This window comes from Cellulomonas sp. JZ18 (assembly GCF_009720485.1).
Taxonomy (GTDB): domain Bacteria; phylum Actinomycetota; class Actinomycetes; order Actinomycetales; family Cellulomonadaceae; genus Cellulomonas.
Genome location: NZ_CP045245.1, coordinates 3,449,910 through 3,464,801, shown reverse-complemented (window position 1 = coordinate 3,464,801; position 14,892 = coordinate 3,449,910). Strand labels below are relative to the sequence as shown.

Below are 14,892 nucleotides of genomic sequence, written 5' to 3'. Positions count from 1 at the left end.
GCCGACGCCCGTAGGATTCGACGGTGACCTCCACGCCCGCCGATCCCACGGTGCCCGCCGACGACGTCCCCGAGCAGATCCAGGTGCGCCGCGCGAAGCGCGAGCGCCTGCTCGCCGCCGGGGTGGCGCCGTACCCGGTCGGCGTGCCCCGCACCACCACGGTCGCCGAGGTCCGGGCCGCGCACCCGGACCTCGAGCCGGGCGCGGAGACCGACGACGTCGTCGGCGTCGCCGGGCGCGTCGTGTTCCTGCGCGTCACGGGACGCCTCGCGTTCGCGACGCTCCAGGACGGCGCCGGCAACCGCCTGCAGGCGATGCTCAGCGAGAAGGAGGTGGGCGCCGACGCGCTCGCGTCCTTCAAGACGGACGTCGACCTGGGCGACCACGTGTTCGTGCACGGCCGCGTCGTCGCGTCCCGCCGCGGCGAGCTCAGCGTCATGGCCGACGAGTGGCGCATGGCGGCGAAGGCGATCCGGCCGCTGCCGAACCTCTACGAGGGTGCGGAGCTGTCGGAGGAGGCCCGCGTCCGCCAGCGGTACGTCGACCTCATCGTGCGCCCGGAGGCGCGCGACATGGTGCGCCTGCGCGCCGCGGTCGTGCGTTCCCTGCGGGAGAACTTCTGGCGCCGGGGATATCTCGAGGTGGAGACCCCGATGCTCCAGGTGCGGCCCGAGGGCGCGGCGGCGCGCCAGTTCGAGACGCACATGAACGCCTTCGACATCGACCTGTACCTGCGGATCGCGCCCGAGCTGTTCCTCAAGCGGGCGGCGGTCGGCGGGGTCGAGAAGGTCTTCGAGATCAACCGCAACTTCCGCAACGAGGGCGTCGACGCGACGCATTCCCCGGAGTTCGCGATGCTCGAGGCGTACGAGGCCTACGGCGACTACGACACGATGGCCGCACTCACGCAGGACCTCGTGCAGACCGCCGCGCGCGACGCGCTCGGCACGACGGTCGTGACCCTCGCCGACGGTTCCGAGTACGACCTCGGCGGCGAGTGGACGTCGCTGACGATGTACGGCTCGCTGTCCGAGGCGCTCGGCGAGGAGATCACGCACGACACGTCGGACGAGCACCTGCTCGAGCTGCTGGAGAAGGCGGGCATCGAGCTCGCACCCGCCCGGCGCAACCACGGCAAGATGGTCGAGGAGCTGTGGGAGCACCACGTGGGCTCGACCTTGTGGGCGCCGACCTTCGTCCGGGACTTCCCGGTCGAGACGTCCCCGCTGACCCGCGACCACCGCACCGAGCGCGGCCTGGTGGAGAAGTGGGACCTGTACGTGCGCGGCATGGAGCTCGCCACGGCCTACTCCGAGCTCGTGGACCCGGTGGTGCAGCGCGAGCGCTTCGAGGCGCAGGCGCTGCTGGCCGCGCGCGGCGACGACGAGGCGATGCGCATCGACGAGGACTTCCTCACGGCCATGGAGCACGCGATGCCCCCGTCGGGCGGCATGGGCATGGGCGTCGACCGCCTCCTCATCGCGATGACCGGTCAGGGCATCCGTGACACGATCCTTTTCCCGCTCGTGAAGCCGCAGGGCTGACGCTGTCATTGCGTCGGAGGTAGCCATGGACAACTGGGGCGGCGTTCTGGCCGCATTGCTGCCGTCGGTGGGCGTCGGCGTCATCTTCTGGTTCTCGATCCGCGCGATCGTGAACGCGGACCGCCGGGAACGGCAGGAGCTGGCGCGCCTGGAGGCGCAGGGCCCCGACGGCGTGCCGCCCGGGCGTGCGGATTCCTGAGGATTTCTGCGAACGTTTGACGGGTGGGAATACCTGGTGCGACGCTGTGCCACGTCACCCACTCCGAACAATTGCCTCGGGAGAACTCCATGGCGCAGAAGGTCCAGGTCCTGCTCGTCGACGACGTCGACGGCGGGACGGCCGACGAGACCGTCACCTTCGGTCTCGACGGTGTGACGTACGAGATCGACCTGACGTCCGAGAACGCCGGGAAGCTGCGCGACGCGCTCGCGCCGTGGGTCGGGCACGCGCGCCGCGTCGGCGGCCGTTCCTCCTCGGGCCGGTCGTCGTCCGGCCGGTCCTCCTCGGGCTCGTCGTCCTCGCGGGCGGCGCGTGCCAACGAGGCGCAGGAGATCCGTGAGTGGGCCAAGGAGAACGGCTACCAGGTCTCCGAGCGCGGCCGCATCTCGGCGGAGGTCCGCCAGGCCTACGACGCGGCGCACTGAGACCGTCCCCGCACGACGAGGGCCCGGCACCGTACGGTGCCGGGCCCTCGTGCGTCCGCGGACGCGGGCGGTCGCGCCGGGACGTCAGGAGGTGCGGTCCACCGTGAGCTCGCGGGCCGCGGCGTACTGCGCGCGCACCTGCGGCTCCACGGGCGCGCTGACGACCTCGGCGTCGGACGCGGCGGACCAGGCCGGGGGCGTGTCCGACCCCGAGAGCACCCACGCGGCCTGGCGCGCGGCGCCGTCGGCGACGTACTCGCCCGGCGTCGGCACGTGCACGTCGAGCCCGAGGACCGTCGGCGCGATGCGGCGCACGGCCTCCGACTGCGCGCCGCCGCCGATGAGGAACAGCCGCTCGACGGGCACGCCGACCTCGCGCAGCGCGTCGATGCCGTCGGCGAGCGAGCAGAGCATGCCCTCGACCGCGGCGCGGGCGAGGTGCGCGGGCGTGGTGTTGCCCAGGCGCATGCCGTGCAGCGCGCCCGTGGCGTCCGGCTTGTTGGGCGTGCGCTCACCCTCGAGGTAGGGGATGTGCACGAGGCCGTCCGCGCCGGCCGGGGCGGACAGCGCGAGCTCGGACAGGCCGGCGTGGTCGACGCCGAGGATGCGGCGCGCGGCGTCGAGGACCCGGGAGGCGTTGAGCGTGCAGGCCAGCGGCAGGTACGCACCCGTCGCGTCGGCGAAGCCGGTGACGAGGCCGGAGCCGTCCGCCGTCGGGGCCTTCGCGACGGCCGAGACGACGCCCGACGTGCCGATGGACACCGCGACGTCGCCCGGCTGCAGGCCGAGGGCGAGCGCGGCACCCGCGTTGTCGCCCGCGCCGGGGCCGAGCAGCGCGCCGCCGCCGGCGAGGCGGGGACCGGCCTCACGAGGACCGAGCACGCGCGGCAGGCGCGGGCGCGAGCCGAGCGCGAGCTCGAGCAGGTCCAGGCGGTAGTCCTCGGTGAACGGCGACCAGTAGCCCGTGCCGGACGCGTCGGAGCGGTCCGTGACCAGGCCCTCCCAGCCGACCTCGGCGAGCCCGCCCGCGAGCTTCCACGTCAGCCAGTCGTGGGGGAGCGCGACGGCCGCGACGCGCGCCGCGTTCTCCGGCTCGGCGTCGCGCAGCCAGCGCAGCTTCGTCACCGTCAGCGAGGCGACCGGCACCGAGCCGATCGCCGACGCCCACGCCTGCGCGCCCGCCGCGACGTCGCCGTCGCCGAGCTCCGCGACCAGGTCGCGCGCCGCACCGGCCGAGCGCGTGTCGTTCCACAGCAGCGCGTCGCGGACGACCTCGCCGTGCTCGTCGAGCGCCACCATGCCGTGCTGCTGCCCGCCCACCGCCACCGCGGCGACGTCGTCGAGACCGCCGGCCTGCGCGATCGCCTCCTGCAGCGCGTCCCACCACGCCGCGGGCGCCACCTCGGTGCCGTCGGGGTGCGTCGCGCGCCCCTGCCGGACCAGCGCGCCGGTCTCCGCGTCGCGCACCACCACCTTGCACGACTGGGTGGACGAGTCCACACCTGCCACGAGCGTCATCGCCTGTGCTCCTCCACGAGCTGGCCCGCGCCGGTCGGCCGCGGGTCGGGGGTCCGGGCGGGGAGGTGAGGCCGGCCGCGCCGCCCGGACGGGGCGCGGGGCCGGGACGGCGACGCCCGCCGGAGCCCCTGGACGGTGCCAGGGCGCTCCGGCGGGCGTGCCGGACGTGCGTGCTGCGTCAGCCGCGCGCGCCGAGCGCGTGCTCGAGCGCGAGCTGGTTGAGGCGCACGAAGCCGAAGCCGTGCGCGCCGACCTCGTCGGCGTCGAAGTCCTCGAACGCCGAGCGGTCGTTCAGCAGGTCGGCGATCGTCTCACCCTCGGCGAGCGTCGGCTCGGCGAGCGAGAGGACGCCGGCCGCCTCGAGGGCCTCCTGGACCTCGGGGTCGGCGCGGAACGCCTGCGCGCGCTCCTTGAGCAGGATGTACGTCGACATGTTCGCCGCCGCCGAGTCCCACACGCCCTGGAAGTCCTCGGTGCGCGAGGGCTTGTAGTCGAAGTGGATCGGGCCGGTGTACTTCGGGCCGCCGCTCGGGAAGCCGTTCTCGAGCAGGTCGACCGTGGCGAACGCCGAGAACAGGTCGCCGTGGCCGAACACGAGGTCCTGGTCGTACTTGATGGACCGCTGGCCGTTGAGGTCGATGTGGAAGAGCTTGCCCTGCCACAGCGCCTGCGCGATGCCGGTCGTGAAGTTCAGGCCCGCCATCTGCTCGTGGCCGACCTCGGGGTTCAGGCCGACGATGTCGCCGTTCTCCAGCGTGGAGATGAGGGCGATCGCGTGGCCGATCGTCGGCAGGAGGATGTCGCCGCGGGGCTCGTTCGGCTTCGGCTCGAGCGCGATGCGGAGCTTGTAGCCCTTCTCCTTGATGTACGCGGCGACGGTGTCGATGCCCTCGGCGTAGCGGTCGTGCGCGGCCTTCAGGTCCTTGGCCGAGTCGTACTCGGCGCCCTCGCGGCCACCCCACATGACGAACGTGTCGGCGCCGAGGTCGGCGGCGAGGTCGACGTTGCGCAGGACCTTGCGCAGGCCGAAGCGGCGCACGCGGCGGTCGTTCGAGGTGAACGCGCCGTCCTTGAACACCGGGTGGCTGAACGTGTTCGTCGTGACCATCTCGACCGTGATGCCGGTCTCGGCCAGGGCGCCCTTGAAGCGCTCGAGGATCTTGTCGCGCTCGGAGGCCGACGAGCCGAAGGGCACCACGTCGTCGTCGTGGAACGTCACGTGCGCCGCGCCGAGCTCGGCGAGCTTGTGCACCGACTCGACCGGGTCGAGCCACGGGCGGGTGTTCGAGCCGAACTGGTCCTGGGCGTTCCAGCCCACGGTCCAGAGGCCGAACGAGAACCTGTCTTCGGGGGTGGGCTTGCGCACCATGGCTCATCTCTCCACGTCGAGGGGTGGTGTTCCGGGCGACCGCCCGGCGGATTTGTTCTCGCGATGAATTTATCCACGGATCTCGGCTAGGGTCAACCCATGGCCGGGGCACCCGAGGACGTGCGCGGCGCCGTGCGGTCGCCGGCGTCCGGTACGTCCGGGCTGCCCGCCGACGACCCCGACGCCGCCCGCCGCACCCGGCACGGACGTGCGGCCGAGCGCGTGCCGGACCCGGTGCGCGCCCGCCGCCAGGAGCACCTGCGCGAGCACAACCTGTCGGTCACCCTGGCCCACGTCGTCGACGCCACGTCCCCACCGTCGCGCGCCCAGATCGCGGCGTCCACCGGACTGGCCCGGGGCACCGTCACCGGGCTGGTCGACGTGCTCATCGAGGCGGGCCTCGTGCGCGAGCTCGACCCCGTGTCCGCGGCGCGCGCGGGACGTCCCGCGGTGCCCCTCGCCCCCGCGCCCGGCCGGATCGCCGGCGTCGGCATGGAGGTGAACGTCGACTACCTCGGCGTGCGCGCGGTCGACCTCGCGGGCGGCGTGCTCGTCGAGCGCGTCGAGCAGGCCGACCTGCGCGGTGCGGACCCGGGTGACGTGCTCGACCGCCTCGCGGCCCTCGCCGGCCCGCTGCTCGCCGGCCTGCAGACCGACGGCGTCCGCGTCGCCGGCACCGCGCTGGCGCTGCCCGGGCTCGTCGACCGGGTCACCGGTCCGCTGCGGGTCGCGCCGAACCTCGGCTGGCGCGACGTCGACGTCGTCGCGCGCCTGGCCGCCGACCCGGTGCTCGCGGCGTTCCCGCCGCGCGTCGCCAACGAGGCGAACCTCGCCGCACGGGCCGAGGCCCACGCGCGCCGCGGCACCGGAGCGCCGTCGTTCCTCTACGTGTCCGGCGAGGTCGGCGTCGGCGGCGCCCTCGTGCTCGACGGCGAGATCTTCCTCGGCCGGCACGGCTGGAGCGGGGAGATCGGGCACGTCGTCGTCGACGGCTCGGCCCCCGACGGACCGGGGACGCTGGAGCGGCTCGCCGGGCAGGACGCCATCGCGGCGGCCGCGGGCCTGCCCGCGGGCAGCCGGTTCGCGGACCTGCTCCGCGCCGTCGAGGCCGGCGACGCGGCCGCCGTGGCCGCGGTCCACGCCGCGGCACGGTGGCTGGGCCTCGCGGTCGCGACCGTGGCCAACGTGGTCGACGTGGGCGCCGTGGTGCTGGGCGGCACCTTCGGGCACCTGTACCCGCACGTCGAGGGCCCGGTGCGCGCCGCGCTCGACGCGCACGTCATCTTCGCGCCGTGGTCCACCCTCGACGTCTCGCGCGCCCGCGCGGGGGAGTACCCGGCGATGACGGGCGGAGCCCTGGCCGTCCTGCGCCAGGTCGTGGCGGAGCCCTCCGTCTGGCTCACCCCCACCCCCTGACCCCGCCCCACATCCCCCCGCCCGCCCGGCCCGCTCCCAGCCCGCCCTTCGCCCCCACCCCGCCCTTCGCCCCCACCCCTCCCTTCGCCCCCACCCCTCCCTCCCGCGCCCTGGCACCTCCCTCCTTTCCCCTCCTCCGTCGCCCCTCCCTTCCTTCCCCTCCCGTATCCCGCCCTCCTCGCCGAGTTCGGCAGTTCTGCGCGAGTTCGGCAGTCGAAGGTCGCGAGCTCGGCAGCGAAGTGCCGAACTCGGCAGCGAAGTGCCGGACTCGGCGGAGGCGGGAAGCGGCCAGGTGTCGCCGAGGGGCGTCGGCGGGGGCGGTGCGTTCGTTCGGTCGCCGAGTTCGGCAGTTCTGCACGAGTTCGGCAGTCGAAGGTCGCGAGCTCGGCAGCGAAGTGCCGAGCTCGGCAGGGAAGTGTCGGACTCGGCGGAGGCGGGAAGCGGCCAGGTGTCGCCGAGGGGCGTCGGCGGGGGCGGTGCGTTCGTTCGGTCGCCGAGTTCGGCAGTTCTGGGCGAGTTCGGCAGTCGCAGGTCGCGAGCTCGGCACGGACCCGGCGGAGTCAGCGGTGGGGTGGGTCGAGGGTGGGGAGCGGGGAGGCGGTCGCGTCCGTAGGGTCGTCGCCGTGGACGACCTGACGACGCAGCCCGCACCCGCCACCGACGCCGAGACGCTCGCGCACGGCCCCGTGCCGCTGTGGGTCGGCACGTACCCGCACGCCGGCATCGGCACCGAGGCCGGTCTCGGGGAGGGGATCTGGCGCGTGGACCTCGACCCCGCGACGGGCGCCCTCGGCGAGCCGCGCCTGGTGGTCGAGACGCCCGCGCCGTCGTTCGTCGTCGCGCACCCGTCCGGGGCGATGGTGCACGCGGTCGCCGAGGACGACCCCGGCACGGTCACCGCGTTCGCCGTGCAGGAGGACGGCGGCCTCGCCCCCACGGTCACCGTGCCCGTCGGCGGCGCGCACCCGTGCCACCTGCTCCTCGCCGACGACGTCCTGCACGTCGCGTGCTACACCGACGGCGCCCTCGCGGTGCTGCCGCTGGCGCCCGACGGCACGTACGCCACCGAGGTGCTCGAGACGGGCACCCCGGCGCAGGTGTTCCGGCACGAGGGGTCCGGGCCGGTGACCGACCGGCAGGAGGGGCCGCACGCGCACTTCGTCGCCGTGACGCCGGACCGCCGTCACGTCCTCGTGGCCGACCTCGGCACCGACGAGCTGCGGCGCTACGCCCGCGCCGCCGACGGCACCCTCACGGCCGACGGCGTCGCCGCGTCCCTCCCGCCCGGCACCGGCCCCCGGCACCTCGCGTTCGCCCCGGACGCCCGGCACCTGTACGTCGTGGGGGAGCTCGACGCGGCCGTGCACGTGCTGGCCTGGGACGCCGCCGCCGCGACCGGCGCCCCCGTCGCCTCGGTCCCCGCGGTCGACCCCGCGCTCACGGGCGGTGCGACGCCGTCGCCGTCGCACGTGCTGCTCGAGGGGGACCGTCTCGTGCTCGGCGTGCGCGGCGCCGACGTCCTCACGACGTACCCGGTGGCCGCGGACGGCTCCCTGGGCGCGGGCACGTCAACCCGTCTCGCCGGCAGGACGCCCCGCCACCACGAGGTCGTCGCCGACTGGACGGTCGTCGCGCTGCAGGAGTCGCACGCGGTCGTCGTCCTCGACCACGACGGCACCGAGGTCGGCCGCGCGAGCATCCCGTCGCCGGCGTGCGTGGCGCGCGTGCGCTGAGCCGGCGGCCGCCCCGGACGGCCCGCGGCGTGCGCCCCTCGTGCGCCGGGCGACAATGGAGCACGTGACGGTCGAGCGAGCACCCCGGGTGGCCATGCTCTCGGTGCACACGTCGCCGCTCGACCAGCCCGGGACGGGCGACGCGGGCGGCATGAACGTGTACGTGCTGGAGCTCTCGCGCGCGCTCGCGGCCCGCGGGGCGCGCGTCGAGATCTTCACGCGCGCGACGTCGTCGGACCTGCCCGAGACGGTCGTGCTCGACGGCGCCGCACCGGACGGTCACCGCATCGCGGGCGCCGAGGCGCGCGACGTCCTGCTCGCGCGGGACGTGCCGGCGGGCGTCGTCCCGCCCGTCCTCGTGCACCACGTGCCCGCGGGCCCGTTCGAGGCGCTCGACAAGAACGACCTGCCCGGCGTGCTGTGCGGCATGGCGGCCGGCGTCCTGCGCTCGGAGGCCGCGCGCCGGCCCGGCTGGTACGACGTCGTGCACTCCCACTACTGGCTGTCGGGCCAGGTCGGCGCGCTCGCGGCGCAGCGCTGGGAGGTGCCGCTCGTGCACACCGCGCACACGCTGGCACGGGTGAAGAACGCGAGCCTCGGCCCCGGTGACAGCCCGGAGCCGACCGTGCGCGTGGTGGGGGAGGAGCAGGTCGTCGCCGAGGCGGACGCGCTCGTGGCCTCCACCGGCGTCGAGGCGCGGGAGCTCGTCGACCTGTACGGCGCGGACCCGCAGCGCGTGCACGTGGTCGAGCCAGGCGTCGACCTGGACCGGTTCGCGCCCGCACCGGCCGGCGGGCGCGAGGCCGCGCGGCGTGCCCTCGGCCTGCCGGCCGACCGGCAGGTCGTGCTGTTCGCCGGGCGCGTGCAGCCGCTCAAGGCCCCCGACGTGCTCGTCCGTGCGCTGGGCGTCCTCAAGGCGTCGGGACGGCCCGTCCCGCTGCTCGTCGTGCTCGGCGGGCCCAGCGGGCGGCCGACGGCGGTGCGCGAGCTGCTCGCGCTCGCCGCCACCGTGGGCGTCGCGGACGACGTCGTGGTGCGCCCCCCGGCGCCGCGTGACGAGCTCGCGCGCTGGTACCACGCGGCCGACGTCGTCGCCATGCCCTCCCGCTCGGAGTCGTTCGGCCTCGTCGCCGCCGAGGCGCAGGCGAGCGGCGTCCCGGTGCTGGCGGCGGCGGTCGGCGGGCTGCGCACGGTCGTCGACGACGGGGTCTCGGGCCGTCTCGTGCGCGGGCACGACCCGGCGCGCTGGGCGGACGTGGTCGCGGACGCGCTCGCGGACGACGCACGGCGCGCCGCGTGGGCCGGTGCCGCGCGGGGCGTCGCCGAGCGGTTCGGCTGGGACGCCGCGGCGGACCAGCTGCTCAAGGTCTACTCGGTCGCCGCCGAGCAGCGCGGCTGAGCAGCCGGCCCGCCGCGCCCGTCAGGAGGCGCGCGCCCCGACGCCGAGCGCCGCGCGCAGCTCGCCCCGCGCCCGCTGGTAGCGGCTGCGCGCCGTGGACGCGGGGACACCGGTCAGCTCGGCTGCCTCCGCCAGGGTGAAGCCGTCCCAGTGCACGAGCCGCACCAGCTCCGCCAGGTCGGGGTCGAGCCGGGCGACCGCGTCCCGCACCTCCGCACCCGCGTCCGCCGCGGGCGCCGTCGCCGCGTCCCCTGCGAGCGCCTCGCGCACCCGGTCCGCGAGCCGGCGCCGGCGCACCTCGCCGCGGTGGTGGTTGAGCAGCGTGTTCCGCGCGATGCCGAACAGCCACATCCGCGCCCGCTCGGGCTCGACCGGCAGGTCGTCGACGCGTCGCCACGCCGCGACCATCGCGTCGGCGAGCAGGTCGGCGGCGTCGGCCGGCCCGACGCGCCGGGTCAGGTAGGCGAGCAGGTCGGCGCCGGACGCGTCGAGCGCGACCGTCAGCCGCTCGTCCGGCGTGGGGCGGCGCCTCACCACTGCGCGCCCGGGCAGGAGATCTGGCCGCTGCGCTCCATCTGGACCTGCTCGAGGTCGAAGCCCTGGCGGACCAGCTCGGCGTCGATCGCCTCGCCCACGGCGCGGTGCACCGCCATCGAGTAGTGCCGGTCGGCGTTCCAGTGCGGGGTGCCGTAGTGGCCGGGCACCTCACGGCCCTGCGCGTCGAGCGCGACGACGTCCAGGTCCGCCTTCATGCGCGCGTACACGCCCTCGACGTCCGCGACCGCCAGCACGTCGACGCTCGCGAGCCACTCCTGCGCGGCCCGGGTCGCGGCCGCGTCCTGCGCGACGAAGTTCCCGATCCGCTCCTCGCAGACCGCGCCGCTGGGCAGCGTGTACGTGTAGGTCGCGGCGGGGGTGCGCGCCCACGGCGACCAAAGGTCGGACGTGGCCGCGGCCGCGCCGGCCCCGCCCGCGAGCAGCGCGACGGCCCCGGTGACGGCGACGGCACGGGGGAGGCGACGCACGACCGCGCTCGGACGGGCGTCGTGGCGTGCCTCCTGCACCATCGTCGCGAGCTCGTCGCGCAGCCGGGCGGACACCGGCGCGACGGCGGGGGCCGACGCGTCGAGGAGGTCGTCGAGCGCGTCGCGCCCGTGGTCGAGGGACATGGCCACTCCTGGGGTCGTGGGGAGCCTGCACCCCGTACGTGTCCGGCAGGTGGCCGGACGTCCACGGGTCCGCGACCACCCGACCGCGGGACGGACGTCCCTGCGCCCCGCCTGCGGCGCTGCGGCAGGATGGGCGCATGACCTACACCCTCGTGCTGCTCCGCCACGGCGAGAGCGAGTGGAACGCGAAGAACCTCTTCACCGGCTGGGTCGACGTCCCGCTGTCGGAGAAGGGCGTCGAGGAGGCCAAGCGCGGCGGCACGCTGCTCACGGACGCCGGCGTGCTGCCGGACGTCGTGCACACGTCGCTGCTGCGCCGTGCGATCACGACGGCGAACTACGCGCTCGACGCGGCCGACCGCCTGTGGATCCCGGTCAAGCGCTCGTGGCGCCTGAACGAGCGCCACTACGGCGCCCTGCAGGGCAAGAACAAGAAGCAGACGCTCGAGGAGTACGGCGAGGAGCAGTTCATGCTCTGGCGCCGCTCGTACGACGTCCCGCCGCCGGAGATCGAGCTGGGCAGCGAGTTCTCGCAGGACACCGACCCCCGCTACGCCGGCGAGCCGATCCCGCGCACCGAGGCGCTCGCGCAGGTGCTGGTCCGCGCGCTGCCGTACTGGGAGTCCGAGATCGTGCCGGACCTGAAGGCGCGCAAGACGGTCCTCGTCGCCGCGCACGGCAACTCGATCCGCGCGCTCGTCAAGCACCTGGACGACGTCGACGAGCAGACCATCGCCGGCATCAACATCCCCACCGGCATCCCGCTGCTCTACGAGCTCGACGAGGAGACGCTGAAGCCGACCGTCCCCGGCGGCACGTACCTCGACCCGGAGGCCGCGAAGGCGGCGATCGCCGCGGTGGCGAACCAGGGGCGCTGACCTGGCGCCCGGAGCCGCCGGCACCCGTGGGGTGCCGGCGGCTCCGTCGTGCCGGGCCGACGTCGGGCTCCCCTCCGGCCCGCGTCGGGTCCCGTCCGCCCCGGGCCGGGGGCGGGAACGACGAGGCGCCCGCCCCCTCCCCGGGACGGGCGCCTCGCGGTGCGAGCCGGGGTCACCGGCTCGGCGGTCGTCGGCGCGCCGGAGGTGTCCGGGCCGACGAGGACGGTGCCGGCCTCAGGCCGGACGGACCGCGGCGGGGTCGAGCGCGTGCGCGGTGTCCCCGGTGACGAGGTAGACGACGCGGCGCGCGACGGACACGGCGTGGTCGCCGAACCGCTCGTAGTACCGGCCGAGCAGCGTGACGTCGACGGTCTCCTGCACGTCGTACGACCAGGAGCCCGAGAGCATCGCCGTGAACGTGTCGGTGTGCAGCTGGTCGAGCAGGTCGTCGTCCTGCTCGATGCTCTCGGCGAGCGCCATGTCACGGGTCTCGAGCAGCGTGGTGGTGCGGCGCGCGACGCGCACGGCGGCGTCCTGCATCTGCGTGAACACGGCCGTGCAGTCGTCGGGCACCGCGACGCGCGGGTAGCGCGCCCGGGCGACCTGCGCGACGTGCCGGGCGAGGTCGCCCATGCGCTCCAGGGACGCGCTCATGCGCAGCGCCGAGACGACGACCCGCAGGTCGGTGGCGACGGGCTGCTGCTGCGCGAGCAGGCGCACGCAGCGGTCGTCCAGGTCCCGCTCGAGCGCGTCGATCGCGAGGTCGTCGGCGATGACGGACTCCGCGAGCCGCAGGTCGGCCGTGAGCAGCGCGACGCCCGCGTTGCTGACGGCCTGCTCGACCCGGCCGCTCATGGCCACCAGGTCCTCGCCGAGCTGCTTGAGCTCGGCCTCGAAGATGTCCCGCATGTGCTCCCTCTCTGCGCGCAGGTGCGCGGTGCGGCCCACACCGTCGCACGGCCCGGTGAACGTCCGCCACCGGGGAGGTGAACACCCGGCGGCCGTCGGGCGTCCGCGGCCGCGCGTGGCCGGATCGTCCCCGGACGTCGGCCTACTGTGGGCGCGTGGAGTGGATGGACGGCCTCGCGCCGCTGGTGGCCGGGGCGCTGGGGGTGCTCGTCGGCGCGTTCGCCGTGGGTGCGTTCCGCTGGAGCGAGCGCGTGCAGCACACCCTGCCACCGCAGCCCGAGCCCGCGCTCGACGACGGCCTGGTCCGCACCCTGGCGGTGCTCCGGTCCGCCGCGATCGTCCTCGACGCCGACGACCACGTGGTGCGCGCGAGCCCGCCGGCGCACGCGCTGGGCCTGGTCCGCGACGGGCGCCTCGTGCACGCCTCGATGCGTGACCTGGTCGCCGCGGTCCGCCGGGACGGCGTCATCCGCGACGAGGAGGTCGACGTGCCGCGCGGCCCCGTGGGTCCCGGTCGCCTGCTCGTGCAGGTCCGCGTGGCGCAGGTGACGCCGGAGCACGTGCTGCTGCTCGCCGAGGACCTCACCCAGGCGCGCCGCCTGGAGGCCATCCGCCGCGACTTCGTCGTGAACGTGTCGCACGAGCTGAAGACGCCGGTCGGGGCGCTGTCCCTGCTCGCGGAGACCGTGCAGGACGCCGCCGACGACCCCGACGCGGTGCGCCGGTTCACCGGGCGCATGCAGGCGGAGGCGCAGCGGCTGTCCGCGCTCGTCCACGAGATCATCGAGCTGTCCCGCCTGCAGGCGACGGGTGCGCTCGAGGAGCTCGCGCCGGTCCGCGTCGACGACGTCGTCGCCGAGGCCCTCGACCGGGCCCGCACGGGCGCCGACGCCAAGCACGTGCGGCTGACCGCGGGCGGCGCGAGCGGCGTGACCGTGTTCGGCGACCACAACCTCCTCGTCACCGCGGTGCGCAACCTGCTCGACAACGCGGTCGCGTACTCGCCCGAGGGGACCCAGGTGGGCGTGGGGGTGGAGCGTCGCGGCCACCTCGTGGAGATCGCCGTCGTGGACGAGGGGATCGGCATCGACCCCGCCGACCAGGAGCGCGTCTTCGAGCGCTTCTACCGCGTCGACCCCGCCCGCTCGCGCGACACCGGCGGCACCGGCCTGGGGCTGTCCATCGTCAAGCACGTCGCCGCGGACCACGGCGGCGACGTCTCCGTGTGGTCCCAGCCGGGCCGCGGCTCGACGTTCACGCTGCGCCTGCCGGTCGCGGACGACCGCACCGCGGGTGCGCCCGCGTCCCCGACCCCGCCGGCGGCGCCGGCGTCCCCGTCCGGCACCGCGCCGGCCCGACCGATGCCCAGGAGCACCACGTGACCCGCATCCTGCTCGTGGAGGACGAGGAGTCCTACCGCGACCCCCTCGCGTACCAGCTGACCCGCGAGGGCTACGACGTCGTCACCGCCGCGACGGGACCGGCGGCCCTCGAGCGTTTCGCCGAGGGCGGTGCGGACCTCGTGCTCCTCGACCTCATGCTCCCCGGGCTGCCCGGTACCGAGGTGTGCCGGCGGCTGCGGCTCGAGTCGGACGTGCCCGTCATCATGCTCACGGCCAAGGACGACGAGATCGACAAGGTCGTGGGCCTCGAGCTCGGCGCCGACGACTACGTGACGAAGCCCTACTCGTCGCGTGAGCTGCTCGCCCGCATCCGTGCGGTCCTGCGCCGCCGGGACGGCGCGCGCCCGGCCGCCGACGGGGACGAGGCGGGGGACGACGGCGTGCTGGAGCTCGCGCACGTGCGCATGGACGTCGACCGGCACACGGTGCACGTCGACGGCACGCTCGTGCCGTTCCCGCTCAAGGAGTTCGAGCTGCTCGAGCTGCTGCTGCGCAACCCCGGGCGGGTGCTCACGCGCGGGCAGCTCATCGACCGCGTGTGGGGGTCGGACTACGTGGGGGACACGAAGACGCTCGACGTCCACGTCAAGCGGATCCGCGCGAAGATCGAGCCGGACCCGTCGGCGCCGACGCTGCTCACGACCGTGCGCGGGCTGGGCTACAAGCTGTCGGACACGCCGGACGAGTGAGCGGCGGCCCGGCGCCGCGCCGGCGGGGCCGGGCGCCGGCCGTGGCGCGCGTCACGGTGACACCCGTCCGGTACGTGACCTGGGTCTCCTGCGCATCCTGGACGGTCGTTCGGTCGACCAGCGTTCATCCGGGGTTCACCGAGCACCGCCGTCGCGGTCACCTCGCGTCCCTACCGTCGGCATCGGCCGCGCACCGACCGGTGCGCGCGGATCGACAGGA

14 protein-coding genes are annotated in these 14,892 nt (G+C 75.3%); 9 read left to right on the top strand and 5 right to left on the bottom strand.

Annotated features, from left to right (window positions below; translation table 11 throughout):
• Positions 1 to 23 precede the first annotated feature (23 nt).
• The 3 genes from lysS (at position 24) to GC089_RS15640 (ending at position 2,189) form a co-directional block, all read left to right on the top strand.
• On the top strand, positions 24 to 1,544 hold the full coding sequence (gene lysS / locus GC089_RS15645) for a lysine--tRNA ligase (RefSeq protein WP_155378415.1): 1,521 nt from the start codon (positions 24 to 26) through the stop codon (positions 1,542 to 1,544).
• Positions 1,545 to 1,569: 25 nt separating this feature from the next.
• A complete protein-coding gene (locus tag GC089_RS18530; RefSeq protein WP_196250732.1) occupies positions 1,570 to 1,743 on the top strand; it encodes a hypothetical protein in 174 nt (57 codons plus the stop codon).
• 89 nt (positions 1,744 to 1,832) lie between these two features.
• Positions 1,833 to 2,189 carry an Lsr2 family protein gene (locus GC089_RS15640; protein ID WP_155378414.1) on the top strand — a complete coding sequence of 119 codons (357 nt, stop codon included), beginning with the start codon at positions 1,833 to 1,835 and terminating at the stop codon, positions 2,187 to 2,189.
• 84 nt (positions 2,190 to 2,273) lie between these two features.
• On the opposite strand, the gene GC089_RS15635 is transcribed toward GC089_RS15640, so the two are convergent.
• Both GC089_RS15635 and xylA read right to left on the bottom strand, forming a co-directional pair.
• Positions 2,274 to 3,707, bottom strand: coding sequence for a xylulokinase (locus GC089_RS15635; RefSeq protein ID WP_155378413.1), 1,434 nt, complete (start codon positions 3,705 to 3,707; stop codon positions 2,274 to 2,276).
• Between the two features lie 178 nt (positions 3,708 to 3,885).
• Entirely contained in the window at positions 3,886 to 5,076 is a 1,191-nt protein-coding gene (gene xylA, locus GC089_RS15630; RefSeq protein WP_155378412.1) for a xylose isomerase, read from the bottom strand.
• Between the two features lie 99 nt (positions 5,077 to 5,175).
• On the opposite strand from xylA, the gene GC089_RS15625 reads away from it, so the two are divergent.
• The 3 genes from GC089_RS15625 (at position 5,176) to GC089_RS15615 (ending at position 9,624) form a co-directional block, all read left to right on the top strand.
• Entirely contained in the window at positions 5,176 to 6,492 is a 1,317-nt protein-coding gene (locus GC089_RS15625) for an ROK family transcriptional regulator (RefSeq protein WP_196250731.1), read from the top strand.
• 623 nt (positions 6,493 to 7,115) lie between these two features.
• Positions 7,116 to 8,225: a beta-propeller fold lactonase family protein gene (locus tag GC089_RS15620; protein WP_230684874.1), complete on the top strand. Its 1,110-nt coding sequence runs from the start codon at positions 7,116 to 7,118 to the stop codon at positions 8,223 to 8,225.
• 64 nt (positions 8,226 to 8,289) lie between these two features.
• A complete protein-coding gene (locus tag GC089_RS15615; RefSeq protein ID WP_230684873.1) occupies positions 8,290 to 9,624 on the top strand; it encodes a glycosyltransferase in 1,335 nt (444 codons plus the stop codon).
• 21 nt (positions 9,625 to 9,645) lie between these two features.
• Here the strand turns inward: GC089_RS15615 and GC089_RS15610 are convergent, their stop codons facing one another.
• Both GC089_RS15610 and GC089_RS15605 read right to left on the bottom strand, forming a co-directional pair.
• A complete protein-coding gene (locus GC089_RS15610) occupies positions 9,646 to 10,158 on the bottom strand; it encodes an RNA polymerase sigma factor (protein WP_155378410.1) in 513 nt (170 codons plus the stop codon).
• Positions 10,155 to 10,793, bottom strand: coding sequence for a hypothetical protein (locus GC089_RS15605; protein WP_155378409.1), 639 nt, complete (start codon positions 10,791 to 10,793; stop codon positions 10,155 to 10,157). Before GC089_RS15605 ends, GC089_RS15610 begins: the two co-directional genes overlap by 4 nt.
• A 137-nt stretch (positions 10,794 to 10,930) precedes the next feature.
• Here GC089_RS15605 and GC089_RS15600 point away from each other — a divergent pair, with 137 nt between their 5' ends.
• Entirely contained in the window at positions 10,931 to 11,671 is a 741-nt protein-coding gene (locus tag GC089_RS15600) for a phosphoglyceromutase (RefSeq protein ID WP_155378408.1), read from the top strand.
• 234 nt (positions 11,672 to 11,905) lie between these two features.
• Here the strand turns inward: GC089_RS15600 and phoU are convergent, their stop codons facing one another.
• Positions 11,906 to 12,580, bottom strand: coding sequence for a phosphate signaling complex protein PhoU (gene phoU / locus GC089_RS15595; RefSeq protein WP_155378407.1), 675 nt, complete (start codon positions 12,578 to 12,580; stop codon positions 11,906 to 11,908).
• A 164-nt stretch (positions 12,581 to 12,744) separates the two neighbouring features.
• Here phoU and GC089_RS15590 point away from each other — a divergent pair, with 164 nt between their 5' ends.
• Together GC089_RS15590 and GC089_RS15585 are read left to right on the top strand one after the other, a co-directional pair.
• Positions 12,745 to 13,962, top strand: coding sequence for a cell wall metabolism sensor histidine kinase WalK (locus tag GC089_RS15590; RefSeq protein ID WP_155379279.1), 1,218 nt, complete (start codon positions 12,745 to 12,747; stop codon positions 13,960 to 13,962).
• Positions 13,959 to 14,672, top strand: coding sequence for a response regulator transcription factor (locus tag GC089_RS15585; protein WP_155378406.1), 714 nt, complete (start codon positions 13,959 to 13,961; stop codon positions 14,670 to 14,672). Before GC089_RS15590 ends, GC089_RS15585 begins: the two co-directional genes overlap by 4 nt.
• Positions 14,673 to 14,892 lie beyond the last annotated feature (220 nt).

What these genes read in the sequence shown, in the direction of transcription:
- GC089_RS18530 (WP_196250732.1), top strand. Translation starts at nt 1,570, where the DNA reads ATGGACAACTGGGGCGGCGTTCTGGCCGCATTGCTGCCGTCGGTGGGC.
- GC089_RS15640 (WP_155378414.1), top strand. Translation starts at nt 1,833, where the DNA reads ATGGCGCAGAAGGTCCAGGTCCTGCTCGTCGACGACGTCGACGGCGGG.
- GC089_RS15635 (WP_155378413.1), bottom strand. Translation starts at nt 3,707, where the DNA reads ATGACGCTCGTGGCAGGTGTGGACTCGTCCACCCAGTCGTGCAAGGTG.
- xylA (WP_155378412.1), bottom strand. Translation starts at nt 5,076, where the DNA reads ATGGTGCGCAAGCCCACCCCCGAAGACAGGTTCTCGTTCGGCCTCTGG.
- GC089_RS15625 (WP_196250731.1), top strand. Translation starts at nt 5,176, where the DNA reads ATGGCCGGGGCACCCGAGGACGTGCGCGGCGCCGTGCGGTCGCCGGCG.
- GC089_RS15605 (WP_155378409.1), bottom strand. Translation starts at nt 10,793, where the DNA reads ATGTCCCTCGACCACGGGCGCGACGCGCTCGACGACCTCCTCGACGCG.
- GC089_RS15600 (WP_155378408.1), top strand. Translation starts at nt 10,931, where the DNA reads ATGACCTACACCCTCGTGCTGCTCCGCCACGGCGAGAGCGAGTGGAAC.
- phoU (WP_155378407.1), bottom strand. Translation starts at nt 12,580, where the DNA reads ATGCGGGACATCTTCGAGGCCGAGCTCAAGCAGCTCGGCGAGGACCTG.
- GC089_RS15590 (WP_155379279.1), top strand. Translation starts at nt 12,745, where the DNA reads ATGGACGGCCTCGCGCCGCTGGTGGCCGGGGCGCTGGGGGTGCTCGTC.